Source organism: Jannaschia sp. 2305UL9-9 (assembly GCF_041403465.1).
Classification (GTDB): Bacteria; Pseudomonadota; Alphaproteobacteria; order Rhodobacterales; family Rhodobacteraceae; genus Jannaschia.
In genome coordinates, this window is record NZ_JBGEHM010000004.1 from 85,487 (window position 1) to 108,249 (window position 22,763).

The window sequence follows — 22,763 nt, forward strand, 5'->3', positions numbered from 1 at the left end:
ACGGGGAAAGCACGATGCCTAAACGGACCGACATCCAGTCGATCATGATCATCGGTGCAGGCCCAATCGTGATCGGGCAGGCGTGCGAGTTCGATTACTCCGGTGCACAGGCCTGCAAGGCCCTGCGCGAGGAAGGATACCGCGTCATTCTCGTCAATTCCAACCCCGCGACGATCATGACCGATCCGGGGCTGGCCGACGCGACCTACATCGAACCGATCACCCCCGACGTCGTGGCCCGCATCATCGAGAAGGAGCGTCCCGACGCCCTGCTTCCGACGATGGGCGGCCAGACGGGCCTGAACACGTCGCTCGCCCTCGATGACATGGGAATCCTCGAGAAGTTCAATGTCGAATTGATCGGTGCGCGCCGCGAGGCGATCGAGATGGCCGAGGATCGCAAGCTTTTCCGCGAGGCGATGGATCGCCTTGGAATCGAGAACCCCAAGGCCGTCATCATCGCCGCCCCGAAGAAGGACGATGGCCGCTATGACATCCGCGCCGGGATGGACGAGGCGATGGACGCCCTCGAACATGTCGGCCTGCCCGCGATCATCCGCCCTGCTTTCACCCTTGGCGGGACGGGGGGGGGCGTAGCCTACAACCGCGCCGATTTCGAGCGCATCTGCCGGTCCGGTCTTGAAGCCTCGCCCATGGCGCAGATCCTCATCGACGAGAGCCTTCTGGGTTGGAAGGAATACGAGATGGAGGTCGTGCGGGACAAGGCCGACAACGCCATCATCGTCTGCGCCATCGAGAACGTCGATCCAATGGGCGTTCATACCGGCGACAGCATCACGGTCGCCCCTGCCCTGACGCTGACCGACAAGGAATACCAGGTCATGCGCACGCACAGCATCAACGTGCTGCGCGAAATCGGTGTCGAGACGGGCGGGTCGAATGTGCAATGGGCCGTCAACCCGGCCGACGGACGCATGGTCGTGATCGAGATGAACCCCCGGGTGTCCCGCTCCTCCGCGCTGGCATCCAAGGCAACGGGCTTCCCCATCGCAAAGATCGCCGCCAAGCTGGCCGTAGGCTATACGCTGGACGAGCTGGACAACGACATCACCCGCGTCACCCCTGCATCCTTCGAACCGACGATCGACTATGTCGTGACCAAGATCCCGCGCTTCGCCTTCGAGAAGTTCCCCGGATCGGAGCCTCTGCTGACCACGGCGATGAAGTCGGTGGGCGAGGTCATGGCCATTGGCCGCACCTTCCACGAGTCCATGCAGAAGGCCTTGGCATCGATGGAAACCGGGCTGACCGGGTTTGACGAAATCGAACTTTCCGAGGACCCCGCTGCCATCAAGGCCGCCCTTGGCCGACAGACCCCGGACCGCATTCGCGTGATCGCGCAGGCCATGCGCCATGGCTTGTCCGATGACGACATTCGGGCCGTCACGATGTTCGACCCGTGGTTCCTTGCCCGCATCCGTGAAATCATAGACTTGGAGGCCGAAGTTCGGGCCAACGGCCTGCCGGTCGAGGAAGCCGGACTTAGACGTCTCAAACAATACGGCTTTACCGATGCACGGCTTGCCAAGCTGACCGGCCGGACCGAGGACAACGTCCGCCGGGCGCGCCAGAACCTCGGCGTGGTTGCACAATTCAAACGTATCGACACCTGCGCAGCCGAATTCGAAGCGCAGACGCCTTACATGTATTCGACCTACGAAGCCCCCGTCATGGGCGAGGCGGAATGCGAATCCCGTCCCACGGACGCCAAGAAGGTCGTCATCCTGGGCGGCGGACCGAACCGCATCGGCCAGGGGATCGAGTTCGACTATTGCTGCTGTCATGCGTGCTTTGCGCTGTCGGATGCGGGCTATGAGACGATCATGATCAACTGCAACCCGGAGACGGTGAGCACGGATTATGATACTTCGGACCGTCTGTATTTCGAGCCGCTGACATTCGAGCACGTGATGGAGATCCTGCGGATCGAACAGGCGAACGGCACCTTGCACGGTGTGATCGTCCAGTTCGGCGGGCAGACACCGCTCAAGCTCGCGAATGCCCTGCACGACGCCGGTATTCCCATCCTCGGCACCACGCCGGACGCCATCGACCTTGCCGAGGACCGGGAGCGTTTCAGCGCCCTCGTCACGCAGCTTGGCCTGAAGCAGCCGAAGAACGCCATCGCCCATTCCGACGACGAAGCCCGGATCCGGGCAGAGGAACTGGGCTATCCGCTGGTCATCCGCCCCTCCTACGTCCTGGGCGGGCGCGCGATGGAGATCGTCCGCGATACCGCACAACTGGAACGCTACATCCGTGACGCCGTCGTCGTCAGCGGCGACTCGCCCGTCCTGCTCGACAGCTACCTGTCCGGCGCGATCGAGGTGGATGTCGACGCCCTGTCCGATGGCGAAAACGTGCATGTCGCGGGCATCATGCAGCATATCGAGGAGGCGGGCGTCCACTCCGGCGACAGCGCCTGCTGCCTTCCGCCCCATACGCTGTCGCAGGACGTCATCAACACCATTCGCCATCAGACCGAGGCATTGGCCAAGGCACTGCGCGTCGTCGGCCTGATGAACGTTCAATTCGCCGTCAAGGATCACCCCGACACCGGGCCAGAAGTCTACCTGATCGAGGTCAATCCCCGCGCCTCGCGGACCGTGCCATTCGTGGCCAAGGCGGTCGATTCCGCCATCGCGTCGATCGCGTCGCGCCTGATGGCGGGTGAACCGCTGTCGAACTTCCCCTTGCGCGACCCCTATCCCGCCGATGCCGAAATCGCTCATGTGCCGATGGGGGATACGATGATGCTGTCGCACCCCGACACGCCGTGGTTCTCGGTCAAGGAAGCCGTGCTGCCTTTCGCGCGCTTCCCCGGCGTCGACACCCTGCTCGGGCCGGAAATGCGCTCCACCGGCGAGGTCATGGGATGGGACCGCAGCTTTGCGCGTGCCTTCCTCAAGGCACAGATGGGGGCCGGTGTGACCCTGCCCGAATCCGGCACCGTGTTCCTGTCGATCAAGCCCGAGGACAAGACGAAGCAGCTGGTCCAGACGGCCTCCCTTCTGACGGATATGGGCTTCAGCATCCTCGCCACGTCGGGCACGGCAGAATACCTTGCCCGTCACGGCATCGAATCGCGCCATGTCAACAAGGCGCACGAAGGGGGCCGCACGGTCATCGACGTCATGAAGGACGGCGAGATTGTCCTGGTCATGAATACTACCGAAGGGTCGCAGGCGGTCGAAGACAGCCGGTCGATGCGCAATGTCGCCTTGATGGACCGTATTCCGTATTTCACCACGTTGGCCGGATCGCATGCCGCGGCCCTCGCGATGCAGGCACGCGTCGAAGGTGATCTGGAAGTGCGGTCCCTTCAGTAGACCCGCGCAACACGTCGGAGGGGCGGATCGGGTCATCCCTGACTCCTGCCCCTTCGATGGACCTGTACGCCGCTCTGGCCACCCGGCTGTCGGCCGCGGCGTATGCCCTATTGGCGTGGCAATGGGTGAAGACGCGGGCCCTGCCCTGCCCGGATCTGCAGAACTTTGATTAAAACCGAATGGACTGCGGGGCCTTCCAGACCCCCTTCCGACCCTCAGGCGCCCGATTTCCGCCGCCGTCCCCCGCGATCCTGACAGGACAGGTTTTGACTAAGGACTGCGCCGAGATGCCCGAACTATCCCTAGCCGCGTCGCCCCTTGATGTGCTTCGCACCCTCATCCCGCTGCCCCGCAAGGGGCGCTTGGCCGATGCGGCCTTTACCGAAGCGCAGCGTGCCGAGGTGCGGGAATGGGTGTTCGTCAGGCTGTCGCGACTCGCCCACTCGAATGCCCTGCACATCGCGCCGTCCGTGGCGCTCGGCTCCGTGTTCAGCGTGCGGGACGGGCGCAGATCGCGACACTCGACGGGCGCGCGCAGCGCCTTGTCCCACGAGCGTGTGGACATCCTTCTTCTCGATCGGGCGGCGCACCCCGTCCTCGCCCTCGATCATGCCACCGAAGACATGCCCGACCGCGCGACCCGGCAACGCGTCGCGACGAAGATAAAGCTGTTCGAACGCGCGGGCCTGCCGCTGATGATGCTGCACGGGGTCTGCGGCTGGGATGATGATCGCGACGCGATCGAAAGCCGACTTGCCGCGATCGCCACCGACATGGCACATCAGGGGCCGTCACGGCGAAACTGACCCCACGGCACTTGGCCGCCCGGCGCTTGACCCGGTCGGAGGCCGACGGCAGACACGTGTGACCCGACAAACCCTAGCCATTGCCGGGATTTGAGAGGTGACATGACCAAAGACATTCGTGCCGCGATCACCGGGTCCGGGGTATTTACCCCCTCTCAGGTCATTACGAACGACGAATTGGTCGTCGCTTTCAACGCCTATGCCGACAGGCAGAACGCCCTTCACGCCGATGAGATCGCCGCGGGCACATATGCGCCCGTCCCACATTCCAGCGCGGATTTCATCAAGTCGGCCAGCGGGATAGAACAGCGTTTCGTTCTGGACAAATCGGGGGTTCTGGACCCCGACCGCATGTATCCCCGCCTGTCCGCGCGTGCCGATGATGACCCGGGCCAGATGGCCGAGATGGCGGTTCACGCCTGCACCGACGCCCTTGCCATGGCTGGCATAGACGCAGGACAGATCGACGCCGTGATCTGCGCCGCCTCGAATCATGAACGTGCCTATCCGGCTGTCGCGATCGAGATACAGGCCCTGCTGGGCACCGGCGGCTTTGCGTTCGACATGAACGTTGCCTGCTCGTCCGCGACTTTCGGGATCCAGGCGGCGGCGGACATGATCCGCGCGGGCAGCATCCGGCGGGCCATCGTGGTGAACCCGGAAATCTGCTCGGCACATCTCGAATGGCGCGACCGCGACTGCCATTTTATCTTTGGTGATGTCTGCACCGCCGTTGTCCTCGAACGGGACGACCTTGCCACGGGGCCACGCTTTACCGTGGACAGCATGCGGTGCGCGACGCAATTCTCGAACAACATCCGCAACAACGACGGGTTCCTGCGGCGGACGCGCGATCAGATGGACGACCGCCGCGACATGCAGTTCGTGCAAAATGGGCGCCGCGTCTTCAAGGAAGTGCTGCCCATGGTTTCGGCCCATATCGCCGATCACCTTGCCGATGAGGGGCTGAACGCGGACGATTTGAAACGGTTGTGGCTGCATCAGGCGAACAAGTCGATGAACGACTTCATCGGCAGGAAGGTCCTCGGGCGGACACCCACCGCGGAAGAACAGCCCAACATCCTTCAGGATTATGCGAACACGTCATCGGCCGGATCCATCATCGCCTTCGCCAAGCATTCCGCGGATCTGATTTCCGGCGAACGCGGGCTGATCTGTTCGTTCGGGGCGGGCTATTCCGTCGGGTCCGTCGTCGTGACGCGCAAGGGCGGCTAACCCTCGACTGCCTCGATCTGAAGGCGTACCTTCATGTCGACAAGGACCTTCTGAAGCTCCAGCGTCTCTTGCAGCAACTGCTTGGCTTCGCCGGGTGTGATGGCGCTCGTCTCCATCGCCTCGGCGTAGGCACCCATCAGATGCGCAAAGCGTTGCGACAGCACCGCGACATCATGGCCGATCCCGCCCGCGGCATCAGCGACGGCCGCGGCCCTGCTGCGGGTGACCGTGTGCAGTTCGGTCAGCGCTACGGTCACATGGGGATAGCTGGCCTCGGCCTCGAGCAAGGCAACGGCGTCGATCGGCATGAAGCGCTCCGCATGCTCCTCGTGCGTTGCGTAATAGCGGCCGATCGTTGCCTTGGACTTGCCCGTGATCTCGCAAGCTGCGGCAACGCCGACGTCCTTTACCAAGGCTTCCGTATGGCGTTTCAGATAGGTCGCAATGTCGGCGGTCATCGGGCTCTCCCTGTCTTACTCTAGCACCGCGATTGTCGTTGGGGAAAGATCGTCGTCATCGCCCATGACGGTCCTGTGACACACCGCACGTGTCCCGCTTTGCCGTATCCGCGACCGGATGAGCCGGGCTGCGCCGTTGATCTGAAGAATGGCTGAAATGCCCGGACGGCCATGCGCGCAAATGGTGCAATTCCGGTTTCGCCACGCCCCACGTTGCTGGTGCAGGCGTCGGGCCTTCTTTTGCGCAGCGGCCCCTGCCCCGGGCGTTGCGAAGGCTTCCCTTTTTCGGCCATCGCGGGCAGGAGCAGGGGCATGGCCAAGCTCTATTTCCATTATTCCACCATGAACGCGGGCAAGAGCACCCTGCTGCTGCAAGCGTCCTACAACTATATCGAACGGGGGATGCAGACCTATCTGCTGACGGCGAATTTCGATGACCGCGCGGGCAAGGGCCGCATTGCAAGCCGGATCGGGATCTCGGCAGAGGCGGACACCTATGCCACCGACAGTGATCTGCATCAGATGATCGCGACCCGTCTGGGCGAAGGTCCCGTGGCCTGCGTGCTGATCGACGAAGCGCAGTGGCTGTCGCGGGACCAGGTCTGGCAATTGGCGCGCGTCGTCGACGACCTGAATGTGCCGGTCATGGCCTATGGCCTGCGCGTCGATTTCAGGGGTGAGCTGTTTCCCGGGTCCGCCGCCCTTCTGGCTTTGGCCGATGAGATGCGCGAAGTCCGAACGATCTGTCACTGCGGTCGCAAGGCAACGATGGTGATCCGCGTCGATGCGAATGGCGAGGCACTGACCACCGGTGCCCAGGTCGAAGTGGGCGGCAACGACCGATACATCAGCCTCTGCCGGCGTCACTACCGCGAACGTATCGGCGACCGCCCCCCCCGAGGCGTAAGGCCAACAGGGCACGCTGTCTAAGCCATCAGGTCCCGCACCATTGCCTCGGCACGAGCGATCAGGCGCGGCAGGTCGATCGTGGTGATTGCGCCGTCACGAACGATCTGACGTCCTTCGACGAACAGATCGCGTACCCGGCGCGGACCGGCCAGCAGAAGGGCGGCTGTGTCCCAACTGCCTGCCGCATCGATGCCCGAGACGTCCCAGACCGCAAGGTCGGCACGATAGCCGGGGGCGATGACGCCGATATCATCCCGCCCGAGGACCGCCGCGCCACCGGTGGTGGCCACACGCATCGCCTCCGCCCCGGACATCGCATCGGCCCCCCGCGTGACCCGTTGCAACAGCATGGCCTGCCGCGCCTCGCCGATCAGGCTGGCCATGTCGTTGGACGCGGAACCGTCCACCCCCAACCCCACCGGCACCCCGGCATTTAGCATTTCGCGAAGCGGGGCGATACCGGACCCAAGCCTGCAATTGGAGCACGGACAATGGGCCACGCCCGTTCGCGTGCGCGCAAACAGGTCGATCTCGGTCGCGTCCAGTTTGACGCAATGGGCGTGCCAGACGTCCTCACCGGTCCAGCCCAGATCCTCGGCATAGGTGCCCGGGCGACAGCCGAAGGTGGACAGGGAATAGGCGACGTCCTCATCGTTTTCGGCAAGGTGCGTATGCAGTCGAACGCCTTTGTCACGGGCCAGAACGGCAGTCTCGCGCATCAGATCGCGGCTGACGGAAAAGGGGGAACAGGGTGCGAGGCCGACACGGCACATCGCGCCGGGGGACGCGTCATGGAAGGCGTCGACCACCCGGATACTGTCTTCGAGGATGCGATCTTCCTTTTCGACCAGCGTATCGGGGGGCAGGCCCCCGTCACTTTGCCCGATGGACATGGATCCGCGGGTCGGGTGAAACCGCAGGCCGACCTCTGCCGCCGCGTGGATCGTATCCTCCAGACGCACCCCGTTCGGATAGAGGTAAAGATGATCGGACGACGTGGTGCAGCCCGACAATGCCAGTTCGGCAAGGCCCAGTTGCGTGGCCACGTGCATGTGGTCCGGCGTGAACCGCGCCCAGATGGGATAAAGCGTGCGCAGCCACCCGAACAACAGGGCGTCCTGCCCCGCCGGCACGGCCCGTGTCAGCGTTTGATACAGGTGGTGATGCGTATTCACGAGGCCGGGCGTCACAAGACAGCCACGCGCCGAAACGTCCGTCCCCGATGTCGGCAGATCCGGTCCGATGGCGGTGATCACGCCATCGCGCATGGCAATGTCTGCCGAAAGGGTCGATCCGTCCGGTTGCCAGACGGCCCCCCCGCGAAGACAGATCTCAGCCATTCAGATGCTCCATCGCCTTTGCATGCAATGCCGGGGTGGCCGCGGCGAGGACCTGTCCGCCATCGTGGGCCGACCCGCCCTGCCAGTCCGTCACCATGCCGCCCGCCGCCTCGATCACCGCGATCGGCGCGGCGATGTCGTAGGGCTGCAATCCCGCCTCGACCACCAGATCGACATGCCCCGCCGCCAACAACGCATAGCCATAGCAATCCATGCCATAGCGGGTCAGACGACAACCGTTCGCAAGCCGGTGAAAGGCTGCGCCCTCCTTCGCCGTGCCGACCTCGGGAAAGGTCGTGAGGATGGTCGCCTGCGACAGGTCGGTCGTGTCGCGCACGGCAATCGGATGGCTGTCCGTCCCGCGCGTCCACGTGGCCCGGCCTGCGGCACCTTCGAAACGCTCGCCGGTGAACGGCTGATCGATCATGCCGTAGATCGGTCCGGTCGCATCCTGCACCGCGATCAGGACGCCCCACGTCGGCGTACCGGAAATATAGCCGCGCGTTCCGTCGATCGGGTCCAGCACCCATGTCAGGCCGGATGTCCCTGCCTTGATCCCCTGCTCCTCGCCGAGGATCGCATCGTCGGGGCGCACCTTGGCAAGGATGTCGCGCATCGCCGCCTCGGCCTGCCGATCGGCCTCCGTCACGGGATCGAAATCCGCCCGCTTGGAGATCACGCTCAGCGGGGTCCGGAAATGCTTCAGGGTTATCTCGCGCGCCGCCTCGGCCAATCGGTGGGCAGTGACGCGCAAGTCGGTCAGGTCTGGCTCGTGCATGTCTGCTCCCAAAGGACGAAGTCTGGCTGCGGGATGCACGGACCCGCAGGGCCGGTCAAGGTGACGGCTCTATGCCGCGTCGTCCGACATCACCCGCGCCAGATCGAACAGGCGGCGGCGCTGCTGCTCCGGCATGCGGTGATAGCTGCGGACCAGATCGGCGGTTTCCCGGTCGGACAGAACGTCGAAGGAGGCGATGTCATCCGATGCGTCGCCGACACCTTCGAAGAAAAAGCCGACCGGCACCTCCAATGCCTGCGCAATCTCCCATAGGCGCGAGGCCGACACGCGGTTTGCCGCTGTCTCGTATTTCTGGATCTGCTGGAACTTGATGCCTACCCGGTCCGCAAGATCCTTCTGCGTCATCTGGACAAGCCACCGGCGGTGCCGGATCCGCTTGCCGACATGGATATCAACAGGATGTGTCATGGGCAGTCCTCCGAAGTCGTGGCGCCCACCTCCGCGGATCGCCTGCAGGTTGTTTTTGCCAAGACCCGTGCAACCATGCCATCGCCCCCAATGGATAAGCACTTTTGCAAGAAAGTCGTATCGGGTGCGGCGGGTACAGGAACGCAGTCCCCCTACCCTACCCCGCCATGTCGCAACACATTGATATCTGATGACTATCCGACCCTTTCAACGCCATTTCATCATCGCGCCTATCGCATTGCGATCGCGCACCCTATAGGTTTGAAAATACGCTTTGCGTTTACGCGGGAGGAGACCGACATGCGTGCCTGGATCGTCGAAACCTCGGGGACCGCCCCGGTCCTGCGTGACGTGCCGGCCCCGCATCCCGCCGCCGGGCAGGTTCAGATCGCGGTCGAAGCCTGCGGCCTGAACTTTGCGGATCTGTTGATGATCAAGGGCACCTATCAGGACACGCCCGCGGTGCCATTCGTGCCGGGGATGGAAGTATGCGGCACGGTCACGGCCACCGGCGACGGGGTTGTCACGCCCACGGTCGGAACCCGCGTGGCCGTGTTCGGCGGGTCCGGCGGCCTGGCCCAGGTCGGCCGCTTTCCCGCCGATCGCTGCGTGCCGGTGCCGGATGGGATGCCCGCCGACGTCGCGGCCGGTTTCATCGTCGCCTATTCCACAAGCCACGTGGCGCTGACCCATCGGGCAAGGCTGCGCGCAGGCGAACGCCTCGTGGTTCTGGGCGCCGCGGGGGGTGTCGGCCTGACGGCCGTGGAACTGGGCGCACGGATCGGTGCGGAGGTCGTGGCCGTTGCGCGCGGCCCCGAAAAGTTGGCCATCGCCCGTGATCACGGGGCGACGCATCTGATCGATGCGGAGGTGCCCGACCTGCGCGATCGGATACGTGCCCTTGGCGGAGCCGATGTCGTCTACGATGCCGTTGGCGGGTCCGCGTTCGACGCCGCCTTTCATGCCACGAATCCGGGCGGTCGCATCCTCGTCATCGGCTTCGCCAGCGGAACCGTGCCGCAGATCAAGGCGAACCATCTGCTGGTCAAGAACGTCGACGTGATGGGTGTCTACTGGGGGGGCTACCTAGGCTTTCAGCCCTCTGTCGTGACCGAAAGCATCGCGGACCTGTTCGCGATGTACGAGGCGGGGCGACTGGACCCCCATGTCAGCCACGTCTTGCCCCTCGACCGCGCGCCAGAGGCGCTGGATCTGCTCAGGACGCGGCAATCGACGGGGAAGGTCGTCGTGACGACCTGAGCCCGCCATAGGTCTTTCGGATGATCTCCAGCAATGCGTCGCGGGCGATGTTCCGACCCGTCGTGGACGCATAGAGCGAAATGCCGACGTCACCGATCTCCGGCAGGGCACCCCCATGATGGATGGTCTGTTGATCCGCCGTCTCGAACCCCTCGATCAGCGCGTGGATCGCAAGATCCGCCGATACGCTGACGTCGATGGCGCTGCTGTCTTCCGCCGTCAGGGCCATTTCCCACGCGATGTCCTGTTCATCCAGCGCCGACTGCACGCGCGCCCGGAACAGGCATGCGCCACAGAACGCAAGTCGCAGGGGGCGTTGCATCCACGTGATCCCGCCTTCTGCGCCGACCCAGACCAGCGGTAGTCGGATCAACTCCTCTCCGCCCGGCCTCGGGGCGGCTTCTGTCGTCAGGATGACGTCACAGGTCCCTTCCGCGAACCTTTCGTGCAGATCCAGCGTATTGCTGGAAGTCAGGACGATGCGCACGCGCGGGTATTCGGCCGCGAACGCGCGCAGCACGGCAGGAATGCAGCGCGGAACGATATCATGGGGCACCCCCAGACGGATCTCTCCCTCCGGGGCGGCATCACGCATCCGGTCGAGAACCTCGTCGTTCAGGTCCAGCATGCGGCGCGCATAGCCGAGCGCCGTTTCACCATCCGGTGTCAGGCGCATGCCGCGCCCCGTCCGTTCCAGCAAGGCCACGTCCAGCGCCTCCTCCAGCCGCTTGACCTGCATCGAGACGGCCGACTGCGTCAGGTTCAAGAGACTTGCCGCGCGCGTCACGCCCCCGGTGGAGGCGACGGTCGCGAAGGCGCGCAAGGCGGTCAGGTCGAGATTTCGTGCCATCGGATGCTCCTTTCAGGAACATGGTACCCCGGGCTCGATCATTCCGGAAATTGAAATATCTGATCACCCCATCACCGATGGTGAAATCGACGCGATAGGTGGCTGGGGGTGAAACCATAGCCAAAATCAATCGGACTCAGTCGTTTCTTAGAAATTGCCCGCTTGAATTACATCCCGGCCACGCCGATATTCCCACCAGAGAGGTCAGGCATTCCGCCTGGCCCGATGTTCCACCTTTGGAGGAGTTCCATGGCACAATTCGACGCCCTGCGGACCGGTTCAATCTCCGGCGCCCGCGCCGAGCAGATCGATCAGGGCCTGCGCGCCCACATGAACAAGGTCTACGGCACGATGTCCGTGGGCATGCTCATCACCTTTGCCGCCGCCTGGGCCATTTCCGGCTTGGCTGTCACTTCGGACCCGTCCGCCGCTGCCGCACAGCTCAGCGCGGATACGTATCTGACGCAGCTTGGCTATGCGCTCTACGCGTCGCCCCTCAAGTGGGTCGTGATGCTGGCTCCGCTGGCCTTCGTCTTCGGCCTGTCCGCGATGATCAACAAGATGTCGGCCGCCACCGCGCAGCTGGTGTTCTATGCCTTCGCTGCCGTCATGGGCCTGTCGATCTCTTCGATCTTCCTCGTCTACACCGGCACATCGATCGCGCAGATCTTCCTGATCACCTCGATCGCCTTCGCGTCACTGTCGCTCTATGGCTACACGACCAAGAAGGACCTGTCGGCGATGGGCACCTTCCTGATGATGGGCCTGATCGGCCTGATCGTCGCGATGGTCGTCAACATCTTCCTCGCCTCCTCGGCGCTGGCCTTCGCCATCTCGGCGATCGGTGTCCTGATCTTCGCGGGCCTCACCGCCTACGACACGCAGCGTATCAAGACCGAGTATGTCGCCCACGCAGCCCATGGCGATACGGAGTGGCTGGGCAAGGCCGCGATCATGGGCGCGCTGTCGCTCTACCTGAACTTCATCAACATGTTCATGATGTTGCTGTCGCTCTTCGGGAACCGCGAATAACGCGACCATCAGACACGCAAAGGGCCGCCTTCGGGCGGCCCTTTTTCGTTCCGGGTGGCCGTTTCACGCCGCGTGCAGAATCTCCCGTGCCGCCACGATCCCGTCCTGCATGGGTTGGTGCCCCGGTCCCGGATGCATGATCAGGCGGGCGGTCGCACCCAATCGGTCCAGCACCGCCTCGGACGTGATCGCACGGGCCAGCGGGATATGCGGATCCGCCTCATGACAGGTGATCAGGGCGCGCAGGCCGGTCAGGTCGGCGTCGTAGTCGAACGCCTTGTCGCAGTGACCATAGAGGGCATCCGTCGGATCCCCCTCATCCCCTTGCCCGACAAGACCACCTGACAGGGCAATCACGGCGCCAAGACCCGCCCCCCGCCGCGCGGCGTATTCCAGCGCAAGGCAGGCCCCCTGACTGAACCCGACGAGGGCGACGGCATCGCGCGGCAGGCCAAGGCTCCGGGCCGCCTCATCCACGGCTGCGAGGCCTGCGTCCAAAGGTCCCGCCATCTGCGCGGCGGGCGCAAGAAAGCTGGTCGGCCACCAGCTGTTGCCCGGCGCCTCGGGCGTGGCGATCTCCATGCCCTCGGCGCCCAGTGGTCCGATCAGGCCGCGCATGTCGCGGCCCGACCCGCCCCGCCCGTGGATCAGGACAAGGCCACGGATCATGTGTCGATCCTCGGCAGGGCCTGTTCGATCCGGTTGCGCATCCCTTCGTACTTCTTGGGCAGCTTCAGGGACTGGCCGAGGCTTTCCAGCGGCTCATCGCGGGTAAAGCCCGGCGGGTCGGTGGCAATCTCGAACAGTACGCCGCCGGGTTCACGGAAGTAGATCGCGTTGAAATACTGCCGATCGATGACGGGCGTGACCTGCATCCCCGCCGCGATCATCCTGTCGCGCCAATCCAGCTGATCGGCGTCGTCAAGCGCGCGGAACGCGACATGGTGGATGGACCCGGCCCCTTGCCGTGCCCGCGCTGCGCCATCTTCCCGATACAGGTCGACGATCGTGCCACGCGCATCGCCGGGGGCCTGCAGTCGCAGCCGCTCTCCCTTGCCTGATGCCTCGTGCCCGACCTCTTCATAGCCCATGTGATCGACCAGCAAACGCTGCGTCGGCCCGATGTCGTCCAGCCAGAGGGTCGTCGAATGGAACCCACCCTCGGCCGGGCCGTGATCGCCCGGCTCCGCGATCAGTTCGACCGCTGCGCCATCCGGGTCGGTGACGGTCACGACGCTCTGCCCGAACCGTTCCACCGGGTCGGACACCCGCGCGCCCTTGGCGCGCACCTCCTCGGCCCAGTGGTCCAGCACCGACGCCCCGATGGAATAGCCATAGGCCGAGGCCGTCCCGCTGCCTGCGCGGCCGGGGGCGGCACCGACGAAGGGAAAGAACGTCAGGATGGTGCCGGGGTCCGCGGTGCGATTGCCGTAATACAGGTGATAGGTGCCGGGATCGTCGAAATTGACGGTCTTCTTCACCAACCGCTGATCCATCAACTTGGTGAAGAAATCGACGTTCGCCTGCGGCGGGCCGGAAATGGCCGTGACATGGTGCAGACCGGTCATGTGCTTGGTCATGGGGCTGTCTCCTCCGTTTGACTTGAGGATCAGATAGACCATCCGTGCCGGAGCATAAGACCGATCCCTGCACAGCAATGGTTCGTGCGCTGACAGAAGGCATCAGGCCTGCGGGTTCCTCACCGACGCAGCAGCCGCCCCTCGCCGGCCGCACGGGGGCGGTGTACATGCGCCGATTGCACGATGCCGAAGCCCAGCATCAGCACCAGCATCGCGGATCCCCCATAGCTGACCAATGGCAGCGGCACGCCGACCACCGGAGCAAGCCCCATCACCATCGACATGTTCACCGCAAAGAACAAAAAGAACGCGACCGCGATGCCAAGTGTCGCCAGCGATGCGAACCGGTCCTTCATCCGCAAGGCGGAGGCGATACAGAACCCGATGATGAGCAGATACAGCACCAGAAGGGACAGGCCGCCGACGAAGCCAAACTCCTCCGCGAGGGTCGTGAAGATGAAGTCGGTATGCTTTTCGGGCAGGAAGTTCAGACGCGCCTGCGTGCCCTGCATGAACCCCTTGCCGGTCCAACCGCCGGACCCGAGCGCGATCTTCGATTGCGTGATGTGGTATCCGGCGCCCAGCGGGTCGCTTTCGGGGTCGAGAAACGTGTCGATGCGGCGGTACTGATAATCCTTGATCAGTTGCCAGTCGGTGCCCCGCGACTTGATCACCGCCGTCACCAGCCCCACGCCCCCGGCGATGACCGTCGCGAAATAGGCCCAGTGCACCCCGGCAAGGAACATGATCGCCCCGCCCCCCGTGATCAGCAGGATGGAGGTTCCAAGGTCGGGTTGCTTGAGGACCAGAAACACCGGCAGCAGGATCAACACCACGGGGACGAGGACCCAGATGGGTCGACTGACTTTGCTGGGCGGCAACCAGTCGTAGTAGGCCGCCAGCATCAGGACCAGCGATACCTTCATGAGTTCGGACGGTTGCAGCCGCATGAACCCCAGATCGATCCATCGCTGTGCCCCGCCCCCGGTGGATCCGACAAATTCGACCGCAAGCAGAAGCACCAGCGTCATGGCAAAGATCAGGGCGGAAATGTTGCGCCAGAACCAGATCGGCACCATCGCGGTCGTGAACATGACCGCCAGCCCGAGGATGAAGCGCTGCATCTGCGGCTCTGCCCATCTCCAGGAACCGCCCGCGACGGAATACTGGACGATGAAACCGATGCCCGCCGTCGCCGCGATCAGAAGGATCAGGGCCCAGTTCAAGGCCAACACCTTTTGCAGACCCTGCGGAACGCGGGCGACGTTGTATTCGAGATAGCTCATCAGGCCTCGGAGGTGCCGGGCCCGGACATCAGGCCGCGATTAATGGGCAGGTCGGACAGCATCTGTTCGATCTCCCCTCGTTGGCTGCGCGGATAGGCATCGATCGGGGGCAGCCCCCCGGCGAGGGCGAACAGCATGACATCCCGCGCGATCGGTGCGGCCGCCGTCGATCCGCCGCCGCCGTGTTCGACCACCACGGAGATCGAGTACTTGGGATCATCATAGGGCGCGTATCCGACGAACAGGGCATGATCGCGTCGGTTCCACGGCAGATCCTCGTTGCGGAATACGCCACGCGCGCGTTCCGCTGCGGTGATGTTCCGAACCTGGCTGGTGCCGGTCTTGCCGGCCCATTTCATTCCGGCGAGTTCGAACGCCGATCGCCCGGCGGTCCCGCCACGCGCGTTGACGACCTCGTACATTCCGCGCCGCGCCGCATCGAGAAGGCTGCGCGAAATCTTGAGCGGACCGTTCACGCCCGAAGGCCGCGCCTCGCCCCCGACCGACCGCACCAGACGCGGCGAGATATCGAGGCCTGATGCGATCCGTGCCGTCATCACCGCAAGCTGCATCGGGGACGCCAGAACGAAACCCTGACCGATCGAGGCGTTGAGACTGTCGCCGACGACCCATTCCTCGCCCCGGCGCGTCCGCTTCCATTCGCGGTCGGGGATCAACCCTTCGGACACGCTGGTCATTTCCATGGGGTGTTCCACACCCAGACCGAGACGGCGCGCCATCTCAGAGATCCGGTCGATCCCGGCCTTCTGGGCCATCTCGTAGTAGTAGACGTCGCAACTTTCCCGCAGGCTCTTGCTGGCGTCGACCTGCCCATGCCCGCCCCGCTTCCAGCAGTGAAAGCGACGGTTCGAGACATCGAGGTGTCCGGGGCAATAGACGGTTTCATCGACCGAAACCCCGGCCTCCAGCGCGGCCAGCAGGGTCACCATCTTGAAGGTCGACCCGGGCGGATAGAGCCCCTGAACGATCTTGTTGTGCAAAGGCCGGTGATCGTTGTCGCGCAACTCGGCATAATCGGGGACCGAGATACCGGACACGAACAGGTTCGGATCATAGCTGGGCGAGGATACGGCGGCGACGACATCGCCGGTGCGCACGTCCATCACGACGGCGGACGCACTTTCGTCTCCCAGACGCGCCTGCGTGAAGTTCTGCAAGGCGGCGTCGATCGTCAGCTGCACATCCTTGCCGGAGCTGCCGGGCGTGCGCCCCAGTTCGCGCATGATGCGGCCAGCGGCATTCTGTTCCACCCGCCGCGAACCTGCACGCCCGCGCAGGACGCCTTCCAATGACCGTTCCGCGCCGATCTTGCCGATCTGGAACTGCGGTGTCTGCAGCAGCGGATCGGTATCCTCCTCGTTCTCCAGATCGCGCTGCGACACGCGGCCGACATACCCGATGACATGGGCATAATCCTGCCCCAGCGGATAGACCCGGCTGAGCCCGACCTCGGGCGTGACTCCCGGCAAGGCGGGGACGTTCACCGCGATCGTGGACAATTCTTCCCAGGTCAGGCGGTCGGCCAACGTGACCGCCTGATGCGGACGGCGGTCCATCTCGCGCAGCGCGCGCTGCAGCGTCTCCTCGTCCAGACGGACGAGGCCGCGCAGATGGGTGATGACTCGGTCGACGTCGTCTGCGTCCTCGCGGATCATCGAGACCCGGTAGATCTGTTCGTTGCCCGCAAGGGTGCGGCCGTTGCGGTCGAAGATGATGCCGCGCGCCGGTGCCAGCAGGCGCACCTTGATGCGGTTCTCTTCGGCCAGCAGCAGGAATTCATCCGCCTGATCCACCTGCAGATGGTTCATGCGCGCCACCAGCAGGCCGCCGAAGGCCACCATGCCGCCGCCCGCGATCAGGGACCGGCGCGTCACCTGGCGGCTGGACAGCAATTGTTCCTGCGGCGTGCGTTTCATGGCATCCTCTGGTCTTGTGACAGGGTCGCGCGCTTCGGACGACGACGACGGGCGGGATCGTCAGGCGCGGGTTCCAAGGGAGTCGAGCTCTCCGGGGGCGAGACGGCGCACCCCGATCCACTGGGATAATATCGTGATCAACGGATAGAAAACAATCGTCGCCCCCGCGTGCAATGCCTGATCCAGAAGCGGTGCCGTTTCGGCAAGAAGCAGCAGAAGTATCAGGTGGTTTGCAACGAATACCCCGATGATCGTCATCGTGACCAATGCGATTTCGGCCCCGAAGGTCTGCACCTCGCTGTGATCGACCCGGCGGCGCAGATATTCCGACGACAGGAACACGAGCAGGGTCCAAAGCCCCAGCGGGCGCATCAACAGAACATCCGCCAATAGAAGAAGCGGCACCAACAGCCAGACCGGCACGTAGTCAGGGCGCCGCAGCACCCAGACGAATGCAAGCCCGAGCATGATATCGGGTGCGGGCAGCGACCCGTCCGACCGTCCGAACGGCAACAGGGCAAAGAACATGAACGCGAAGGTCAGCCCCGCGAACAGCGCCCGATATCCCCAGATCGAAGAGTTGATCATCGCCTATCCGTCTTCGGGCAACGGTGCGGGCGGCCCCTGTTCCGGGCCCGATGCCGGTGTAATCAGCGTGCCGGTCGTGTCGATTCTGGCCGGTTCGCGCGTGCGCAGGACGCGCAGGAATTCCAGCCGGCCGGTGTCGGCGGCAAGGCGCACCCGCAAACGGCCATCGGTCGCGCGCACCACCTGCCCGACCAGCAGATCGGGCGGAAAGACGCCCCCGTCGCCACTTGTGACGATGCGGTCGCCCGCGCGCACGTCCTCGGGGTTTTCCACGAATTCCAGCGCCGGCGCAGCCGTCGTGTCACCGGCCAGGATTGCCCGCTTGCCGGAAGGCTGGATCGTTACCGGAATGCGGCTGTTGCCGTCGGTCAACAGGATCACCCGTGCCGTCCGCGCCCCCACACCGGCAATACGTCCGACCAGCCCCAGGCCGTCCATGGCGGCCTGCCCGTCCAGGACCTGTGCATCCGCGCCGATGTTCAACAGGACCGATCGCCGGAAGGGCGAGCCGCTGTCGGTCAGGACCACGCCGGTCACATAGGTCAGATCAGGGGACAGCCGCACCTTGTTGAGGTCCAGCAATCGCGCGTTTTCCTGTTCCAGCTGAATGGCGGCCTCGCGGAAGACCTGCATCCGCTGCAACTCGCGGCGCAATTCCTGATTCTGTTCATAGACCCTTGCGTAGCCTTCGAAATCCTCGATCAGGCGCCCCATCCATGTCACCGGCGCCAGCGCCCATTCGAACGAGGGGACGACACGGTCGATGAGGCCCGCGCGGATACGCTCCGCCCGCGGGTTGTCGATACGCCAGAGCAGGGTCAGACCCATCAGGACGACGCAGAGGATCACGATCATCAGACGTCGCAGGGGACGGTGATAGATTTCATCCGAAGACTGGTTGCGCGCCATGGTTCATCCTTGCTGCCCCACCGTGGGGCCGCGCGTCTAGCTCTCGTAATCGATGACGTGGCTCAACTGCCGCTCGTATTCCAGGGCCTTGCCGGTACCGAGTGCGACACAGTTCAGGCTTTCGTCCGCAACGGAAATGGCGAGGCCCGTCTGCTCGCGCAGGGCGAGGTCCAGTTCCCCGAGCAATGCGCCACCACCCGTCAGCATCACGCCGCGGTCGACGATGTCGGCAGCAAGGTCGGGAGGGGTCGATTCGAGGGCGGTCATCACGCCTTCGCAGATCTGCTGCACCGGTTCGGCCAGCGCCTCGGCGACCTGCGCCTGGCTGATCTCCGTCTCTTTCGGCACACCGTTCAGCAGGTCGCGACCACGGATCCGCATCACCTCGCCGCGCCCATCCTCGGGCATGCGCGCGGTGCCGATCTCCTTCTTGATCCGCTCTGCCGTGGCCTCACCCACCAGCAGGTTCTGGTGACGTCGCAGATAGCTGATCAAGGCTTCATCCATGCGATCGCCGCCAACGCGAATCGACCGGGCGTAGACGATATCGGCAAGGGACAGGACGGCGACCTCGGTCGTGCCACCACCGATATCGACGACCATGCTGCCGGTCGGGTCCGTGATCGGCATACCCGCCCCGATGGCGGCGGCGATCGGTTCCGCGATCAGGCCGGCCTTGCGTGCACCGGCGCCCAGAACCGACTGGCGGATCGCCCGTTTTTCGACCGGGGTTGCGCCATGCGGCACGCAGACGATGATCTTGGGCTTGGTAAAGGTCGACCGCTTGTGCACCTTGCGGATGAAGTGCTTGATCATCTCTTCGGCGGTGTCAAAATCGGCGATGACGCCTTCGCGCATGGGTCGGATCGCCTCGATGCTGCCGGGGGTCCGGCCCAGCATCAATTTGGCATCCTCACCCACCGCCAGAACTTCCTTGCGGCCGTTCTTCATGTGGTATGCGACGACCGACGGCTCGTTGAGGACGATTCCCTTCCCCTTCACGTAAACCAGTGTGTTCGCCGTGCCGAGGTCGATGGCCATGTCACTGCTGAACAGGCTGCCGAAAATAGACATGTCGTATTCCCCAAACCGTACCGGCCCCCGAAGCCGTGCGCCCGGAGGGTTTTGCGCGGTGTAGCGGGTTCCACCCCCGGGTGCCAGTATAGGTTTCCCCACGGTCGGCAGAGCATTGCCGACCCTGACCCCTATGCGACCCCGACCCGGGCCAACCCCGGCGAACCCGACGACACTGCTACCGCGATATGGCTTGCTTCAATTTATATTTCCTATATTCTAGAAATATGGAAAAACTTACCGACCTGTCTCAGACCCTGACGCAGCTTGGCCACCCTGCCCGGCTGGCCGTATTCCGCCTTTTGATGTCGCGCTTTCCGGATCGCCTGCCGGCGGGGGAAATCGCGACTGTGCTGGGCCTGCCGGCCAGCACCCTGTCGACGCATCTGGCGGCGCTGCGGCGCGTCGGCCTGCTGTCGCAGCGCCGACGCGGGACGACGCTGTCCTACGCGATCGACCTCGCGGCCGTGCGCGAAATGTTTGGGACTCTTCTGGTCGACTGCTGCCGCGGGCGTGTCGACCTGTGCTTGCCGACCGATCTTCTGACCACCCCCACCCTGTTGGAGCGCCCCCTGATGGAAGACAGAAAATACAACGTCCTGTTCGTATGCTCGGGAAATTCTGCCCGGTCGATCTTTGCCGAAAGCATCCTGCGCGAAATCGCCGGCGATCGCTTCGTCGCCTATTCCGCCGGTCTCGATCCGAAGTCGGAACTCAATGCCTGTGCCGTGTCCCTGCTGCACGACAAGGGAATCGACACCACCCCCCTGCGCGCCAAGGACGTGGCAGAGTTCCGGGGCGAGGATGCGCCCAAGCTGGATTTCGTGTTCACGGTCTGTGACCGGTCCGCCAACGAGGTCTGCGCCCCGTGGGGCGGCATTCCGATCACCTCACAGTGGAGCACGCCGGATCCGGTCAAGATGACGGGCACCGATGGCGCAAAGGCCCTCGCCTTTCAGCAGGCGTATGGCGCGCTGCGCAATCGCATCGTCGCCTTCACGTCCCTGCCGTTCGATCAGCTGGATCGCATGGCCCTGCAATCCGCCGTCGACGAGATCGGCTTGCAACAGGACGCGGCGGATGCCTGACGGGACGGGCCCGGCGATCGCACCGCCGGGCCCACGCTGTCAGCCAACGTCCTTGTAGCTGATCTCCCGCGCATCGGTGCCGGCCTTTTCCCGCCGGACCAGCAGACGGTTCAGCGCGTTGACATAGGCGCGGACACTGGCAACCACGGTGTCGGTATCGGCCGACTGACCGGACACGATGCGACCGTCCTCTTCCATCCGGACGGTCACGGTTGCCTGCGCATCCGTTCCCTCGGTCACGGCGGACACCTGGTACAGCTGCAGGCGCGCCTCGTGGTCGATCAGGGCCTTGACCGCGTTGAAGGCCGCATCGACCGGACCATCGCCATTCGCCTCGGACGATTGCGCATTGCCGTCGATCATCAGCGTCAGCTCCGCCTCGGCCTGTCCCCCGGTGCCACAGACGACCCGCAGCTTTTCGACCTTGATGCGATCCTCGGCCTGCCGCTCCTCGTCCTGCATCAGGGCGATCAGGTCGTCGTCGTAGATTTCCTTCTTGCGGTCGGCCAGCGCCTTGAACCGCACGAAGACATCGGCCAGCTGGTTGCCCTCGACCTCATAGCCCAGCTCCGCCAGCTTGGAGCGCAGGGCCGCACGACCCGAATGCTTGCCCATCACCAGCGATGTCTCGGTCAGGCCGACATCCTCGGGGCGCATGATCTCGAACGTTTCGGCATTCTTGAGCATGCCGTCCTGGTGGATGCCACTTTCGTGGGCAAAGGCATTCTTGCCGACGATCGCCTTGTTGGGCTGCACCGTGAATCCGGAAACAGCACTGACCCGGCGCGAGATGGCCATCAGCTTGGTCGCGTCGATGCCGGTGGTGAAGGGCATGATGTCGTGACGCACCTTCAGCGCCATCACGACCTCTTCCAGCGCGGTGTTGCCCGCCCGCTCACCCAAACCGTTGATCGTGCACTCGATCTGCCGTGCACCGCCCTCGACCGCGGCGAGGGAGTTGGCCGTCGCCATGCCCAGATCGTTGTGGCAATGGGTGGCGAAGATCACGTCCTCCGCGCCCGGAACCTCGGCAATCAGGCGGCGGATCAACGCGGCACTTTCGTTGGGCGCGGTATAGCCGACGGTGTCGGGAATGTTGATCGTGCTGGCCCCCGCCTTGATCGCGATTTCGACCACGCGGGCGAGGTAATCCCACTCCGTCCGCGTCGCATCCATGGGCGACCATTGCACGTTGTCGCACAGGTTGCGGGCGTGGGTCACCGTTTCGTGGATGCGCTCCGCCATCTCGTCCTTGGTCAGGTTCGGAATGGCACGGTGCAGGGGCGAGGTGCCGATGAACGTATGGATGCGCGGCGATCTGGCGTGCTTCACCGCCTCCCAGCAGCGGTCTATGTCGCGCAGGTTCGCACGGGCCAGACCGCAGATCGTGGCAGATTGCGCAGCCTTGGCGATCTCGGACACGGCGGCGAAGTCACCATCGGAGGCGATGGGAAAGCCCGCCTCGATGATGTCCACGCCCATCTCGTCCAGCATGGACGCGATCTCCAGCTTTTCGGCATGGGTCATGGTGGCGCCGGGCGATTGCTCGCCATCGCGCAGGGTCGTGTCGAAGATGACAACGCGGGAGTCGGGTATGGAAGCGGGGGAAGTCATGGCGATGATCCTGATACTGTCTGGTTTCTTGTCTGGCGCTGCGTCCCTCCCGAGCGGTCGCGCCAGATGGCACGCTCAGGAGCGGGTAAGAAGAAGGTCCAGGATCAGGTCTTGCGTCATATCGCCATAGATACGGATTTCGCGCCCGGAAGAAAGGGAAAAATCCCGCGTCGCGTCGCGGGACCGCGCCGTGTCGATCGCGCAGGACACGGGGAGCGAAACGGGCTTGAAGGACGCGG

Annotated in this window: 20 protein-coding genes; 7 read left to right on the forward strand and 13 right to left on the reverse strand. The window is 64.3% G+C overall.

Features of this window, described 5'->3' with window-relative positions:
- The first annotated feature begins 14 nt into the window (after positions 1-14).
- From carB to V6N07_RS15410, 3 genes are all read left to right on the forward strand, one after another.
- Positions 15-3,350, forward strand: a complete 3,336-nt coding sequence (carB, locus tag V6N07_RS15400) for a carbamoyl-phosphate synthase large subunit (protein ID WP_371157377.1) — start codon at positions 15-17, stop codon at positions 3,348-3,350.
- 287 nt (positions 3,351-3,637) lie between these two features.
- Positions 3,638-4,156, forward strand: coding sequence for a DUF2726 domain-containing protein (locus V6N07_RS15405; RefSeq protein WP_371157378.1), 519 nt, complete (start codon positions 3,638-3,640; stop codon positions 4,154-4,156).
- A gap of 102 nt (positions 4,157-4,258) precedes the next feature.
- Positions 4,259-5,392: a beta-ketoacyl-ACP synthase III gene (locus V6N07_RS15410; protein WP_371157380.1), complete on the forward strand. Its 1,134-nt coding sequence runs from the start codon at positions 4,259-4,261 to the stop codon at positions 5,390-5,392.
- On the opposite strand, the gene V6N07_RS15415 is transcribed toward V6N07_RS15410, so the two are convergent.
- Complete coding sequence (locus V6N07_RS15415; RefSeq protein WP_371157382.1) at positions 5,389-5,850, reverse strand: hypothetical protein; 462 nt, start codon at positions 5,848-5,850, stop codon at positions 5,389-5,391. The two genes, V6N07_RS15410 and V6N07_RS15415, sit on opposite strands and share 4 nt — an antisense overlap.
- A gap of 312 nt (positions 5,851-6,162) precedes the next feature.
- Between V6N07_RS15415 and V6N07_RS15420 the strand changes: the two genes are divergently transcribed.
- Complete coding sequence (locus V6N07_RS15420; protein WP_371157384.1) at positions 6,163-6,780, forward strand: thymidine kinase; 618 nt, start codon at positions 6,163-6,165, stop codon at positions 6,778-6,780.
- Here the strand turns inward: V6N07_RS15420 and V6N07_RS15425 are convergent.
- The 3 genes from V6N07_RS15425 to V6N07_RS15435 all read right to left on the reverse strand — a co-directional run bounded on the left by V6N07_RS15425 (position 6,777) and on the right by V6N07_RS15435 (position 9,306).
- On the reverse strand, positions 6,777-8,099 hold the full coding sequence (locus V6N07_RS15425) for an 8-oxoguanine deaminase (RefSeq protein WP_371157385.1): 1,323 nt from the start codon (positions 8,097-8,099) through the stop codon (positions 6,777-6,779). The two genes, V6N07_RS15420 and V6N07_RS15425, sit on opposite strands and share 4 nt — an antisense overlap.
- Entirely contained in the window at positions 8,092-8,877 is a 786-nt protein-coding gene (gene hisN, locus V6N07_RS15430; RefSeq protein WP_371157387.1) for a histidinol-phosphatase, read from the reverse strand. The genes V6N07_RS15425 and hisN overlap by 8 nt, the downstream gene beginning before the upstream one ends.
- Positions 8,878-8,946: 69 nt before the next feature.
- Complete coding sequence (locus V6N07_RS15435; RefSeq protein WP_371157389.1) at positions 8,947-9,306, reverse strand: helix-turn-helix domain-containing protein; 360 nt, start codon at positions 9,304-9,306, stop codon at positions 8,947-8,949.
- A gap of 300 nt (positions 9,307-9,606) precedes the next feature.
- On the opposite strand from V6N07_RS15435, the gene V6N07_RS15440 reads away from it, so the two are divergent.
- Entirely contained in the window at positions 9,607-10,566 is a 960-nt protein-coding gene (locus V6N07_RS15440; RefSeq protein WP_371157391.1) for an NADPH:quinone oxidoreductase family protein, read from the forward strand.
- On the opposite strand, the gene V6N07_RS15445 is transcribed toward V6N07_RS15440, so the two are convergent.
- A complete protein-coding gene (locus tag V6N07_RS15445; protein WP_371157393.1) occupies positions 10,523-11,416 on the reverse strand; it encodes a LysR family transcriptional regulator in 894 nt (297 codons plus the stop codon). The genes V6N07_RS15440 and V6N07_RS15445 overlap by 44 nt on opposite strands.
- Positions 11,417-11,665: 249 nt before the next feature.
- On the opposite strand from V6N07_RS15445, the gene V6N07_RS15450 reads away from it, so the two are divergent.
- A complete protein-coding gene (locus V6N07_RS15450) occupies positions 11,666-12,448 on the forward strand; it encodes a Bax inhibitor-1 family protein (RefSeq protein WP_371157394.1) in 783 nt (260 codons plus the stop codon).
- Between the two features lie 63 nt (positions 12,449-12,511).
- On the opposite strand, the gene V6N07_RS15455 is transcribed toward V6N07_RS15450, so the two are convergent.
- The 7 genes from V6N07_RS15455 to V6N07_RS15485 all read right to left on the reverse strand — a co-directional run bounded on the left by V6N07_RS15455 (position 12,512) and on the right by V6N07_RS15485 (position 19,822).
- The gene (locus tag V6N07_RS15455; protein ID WP_371157396.1) at positions 12,512-13,117 is read right to left on the reverse strand and encodes an alpha/beta hydrolase; all 606 of its coding nucleotides are present in this window, start codon (positions 13,115-13,117) and stop codon (positions 12,512-12,514) included.
- The gene (locus tag V6N07_RS15460) at positions 13,114-14,028 is read right to left on the reverse strand and encodes a ring-cleaving dioxygenase (protein ID WP_371157398.1); all 915 of its coding nucleotides are present in this window, start codon (positions 14,026-14,028) and stop codon (positions 13,114-13,116) included. The genes V6N07_RS15455 and V6N07_RS15460 overlap by 4 nt, the downstream gene beginning before the upstream one ends.
- A 119-nt stretch (positions 14,029-14,147) precedes the next feature.
- Entirely contained in the window at positions 14,148-15,314 is a 1,167-nt protein-coding gene (rodA, locus tag V6N07_RS15465; protein WP_371157400.1) for a rod shape-determining protein RodA, read from the reverse strand.
- On the reverse strand, positions 15,314-17,251 hold the full coding sequence (gene mrdA / locus V6N07_RS15470; protein WP_371157402.1) for a penicillin-binding protein 2: 1,938 nt from the start codon (positions 17,249-17,251) through the stop codon (positions 15,314-15,316). Before mrdA ends, rodA begins: the two co-directional genes overlap by 1 nt.
- Before the next feature lie 60 nt (positions 17,252-17,311).
- Positions 17,312-17,839 (reverse strand): rod shape-determining protein MreD, encoded by a 528-nt coding sequence (locus V6N07_RS15475; protein WP_371157404.1) that lies wholly within the window; start codon positions 17,837-17,839, stop codon positions 17,312-17,314.
- A 3-nt stretch (positions 17,840-17,842) separates the two neighbouring features.
- Positions 17,843-18,748, reverse strand: coding sequence for a rod shape-determining protein MreC (mreC, locus tag V6N07_RS15480; protein WP_371157406.1), 906 nt, complete (start codon positions 18,746-18,748; stop codon positions 17,843-17,845).
- A 36-nt stretch (positions 18,749-18,784) separates the two neighbouring features.
- Positions 18,785-19,822, reverse strand: coding sequence for a rod shape-determining protein (locus V6N07_RS15485; RefSeq protein ID WP_371157408.1), 1,038 nt, complete (start codon positions 19,820-19,822; stop codon positions 18,785-18,787).
- A gap of 227 nt (positions 19,823-20,049) precedes the next feature.
- On the opposite strand from V6N07_RS15485, the gene V6N07_RS15490 reads away from it, so the two are divergent.
- The gene (locus tag V6N07_RS15490; protein ID WP_371157410.1) at positions 20,050-20,910 is read left to right on the forward strand and encodes a metalloregulator ArsR/SmtB family transcription factor; all 861 of its coding nucleotides are present in this window, start codon (positions 20,050-20,052) and stop codon (positions 20,908-20,910) included.
- 39 nt (positions 20,911-20,949) lie between these two features.
- Here V6N07_RS15490 and V6N07_RS15495 read toward each other — a convergent pair whose 3' ends face one another.
- Positions 20,950-22,524, reverse strand: a complete 1,575-nt coding sequence (locus tag V6N07_RS15495; protein WP_371157412.1) for a 2-isopropylmalate synthase — start codon at positions 22,522-22,524, stop codon at positions 20,950-20,952.
- Positions 22,525-22,763 lie beyond the last annotated feature (239 nt).

Coding starts and splice junctions, on each gene's coding strand:
- V6N07_RS15495 (WP_371157412.1), bottom strand. CDS start 22,524: ATGACTTCCCCCGCTTCCATACCCGACTCCCGCGTTGTCATCTTCGAC.
- mrdA (WP_371157402.1), bottom strand. CDS start 17,251: ATGAAACGCACGCCGCAGGAACAATTGCTGTCCAGCCGCCAGGTGACG.
- V6N07_RS15405 (WP_371157378.1), top strand. CDS start 3,638: ATGCCCGAACTATCCCTAGCCGCGTCGCCCCTTGATGTGCTTCGCACC.
- V6N07_RS15485 (WP_371157408.1), bottom strand. CDS start 19,822: ATGTCTATTTTCGGCAGCCTGTTCAGCAGTGACATGGCCATCGACCTC.
- V6N07_RS15490 (WP_371157410.1), top strand. CDS start 20,050: ATGGAAAAACTTACCGACCTGTCTCAGACCCTGACGCAGCTTGGCCAC.
- V6N07_RS15440 (WP_371157391.1), top strand. CDS start 9,607: ATGCGTGCCTGGATCGTCGAAACCTCGGGGACCGCCCCGGTCCTGCGT.
- V6N07_RS15425 (WP_371157385.1), bottom strand. CDS start 8,099: ATGGCTGAGATCTGTCTTCGCGGGGGGGCCGTCTGGCAACCGGACGGA.
- V6N07_RS15415 (WP_371157382.1), bottom strand. CDS start 5,850: ATGACCGCCGACATTGCGACCTATCTGAAACGCCATACGGAAGCCTTG.
- V6N07_RS15475 (WP_371157404.1), bottom strand. CDS start 17,839: ATGATCAACTCTTCGATCTGGGGATATCGGGCGCTGTTCGCGGGGCTG.
- rodA (WP_371157400.1), bottom strand. CDS start 15,314: ATGAGCTATCTCGAATACAACGTCGCCCGCGTTCCGCAGGGTCTGCAA.
- mreC (WP_371157406.1), bottom strand. CDS start 18,748: ATGGCGCGCAACCAGTCTTCGGATGAAATCTATCACCGTCCCCTGCGA.
- V6N07_RS15460 (WP_371157398.1), bottom strand. CDS start 14,028: ATGACCAAGCACATGACCGGTCTGCACCATGTCACGGCCATTTCCGGC.
- V6N07_RS15445 (WP_371157393.1), bottom strand. CDS start 11,416: ATGGCACGAAATCTCGACCTGACCGCCTTGCGCGCCTTCGCGACCGTC.
- V6N07_RS15450 (WP_371157394.1), top strand. CDS start 11,666: ATGGCACAATTCGACGCCCTGCGGACCGGTTCAATCTCCGGCGCCCGC.
- carB (WP_371157377.1), top strand. CDS start 15: ATGCCTAAACGGACCGACATCCAGTCGATCATGATCATCGGTGCAGGC.
- V6N07_RS15410 (WP_371157380.1), top strand. CDS start 4,259: ATGACCAAAGACATTCGTGCCGCGATCACCGGGTCCGGGGTATTTACC.
- hisN (WP_371157387.1), bottom strand. CDS start 8,877: ATGCACGAGCCAGACCTGACCGACTTGCGCGTCACTGCCCACCGATTG.
- V6N07_RS15455 (WP_371157396.1), bottom strand. CDS start 13,117: ATGATCCGTGGCCTTGTCCTGATCCACGGGCGGGGCGGGTCGGGCCGC.
- V6N07_RS15420 (WP_371157384.1), top strand. CDS start 6,163: ATGGCCAAGCTCTATTTCCATTATTCCACCATGAACGCGGGCAAGAGC.
- V6N07_RS15435 (WP_371157389.1), bottom strand. CDS start 9,306: ATGACACATCCTGTTGATATCCATGTCGGCAAGCGGATCCGGCACCGC.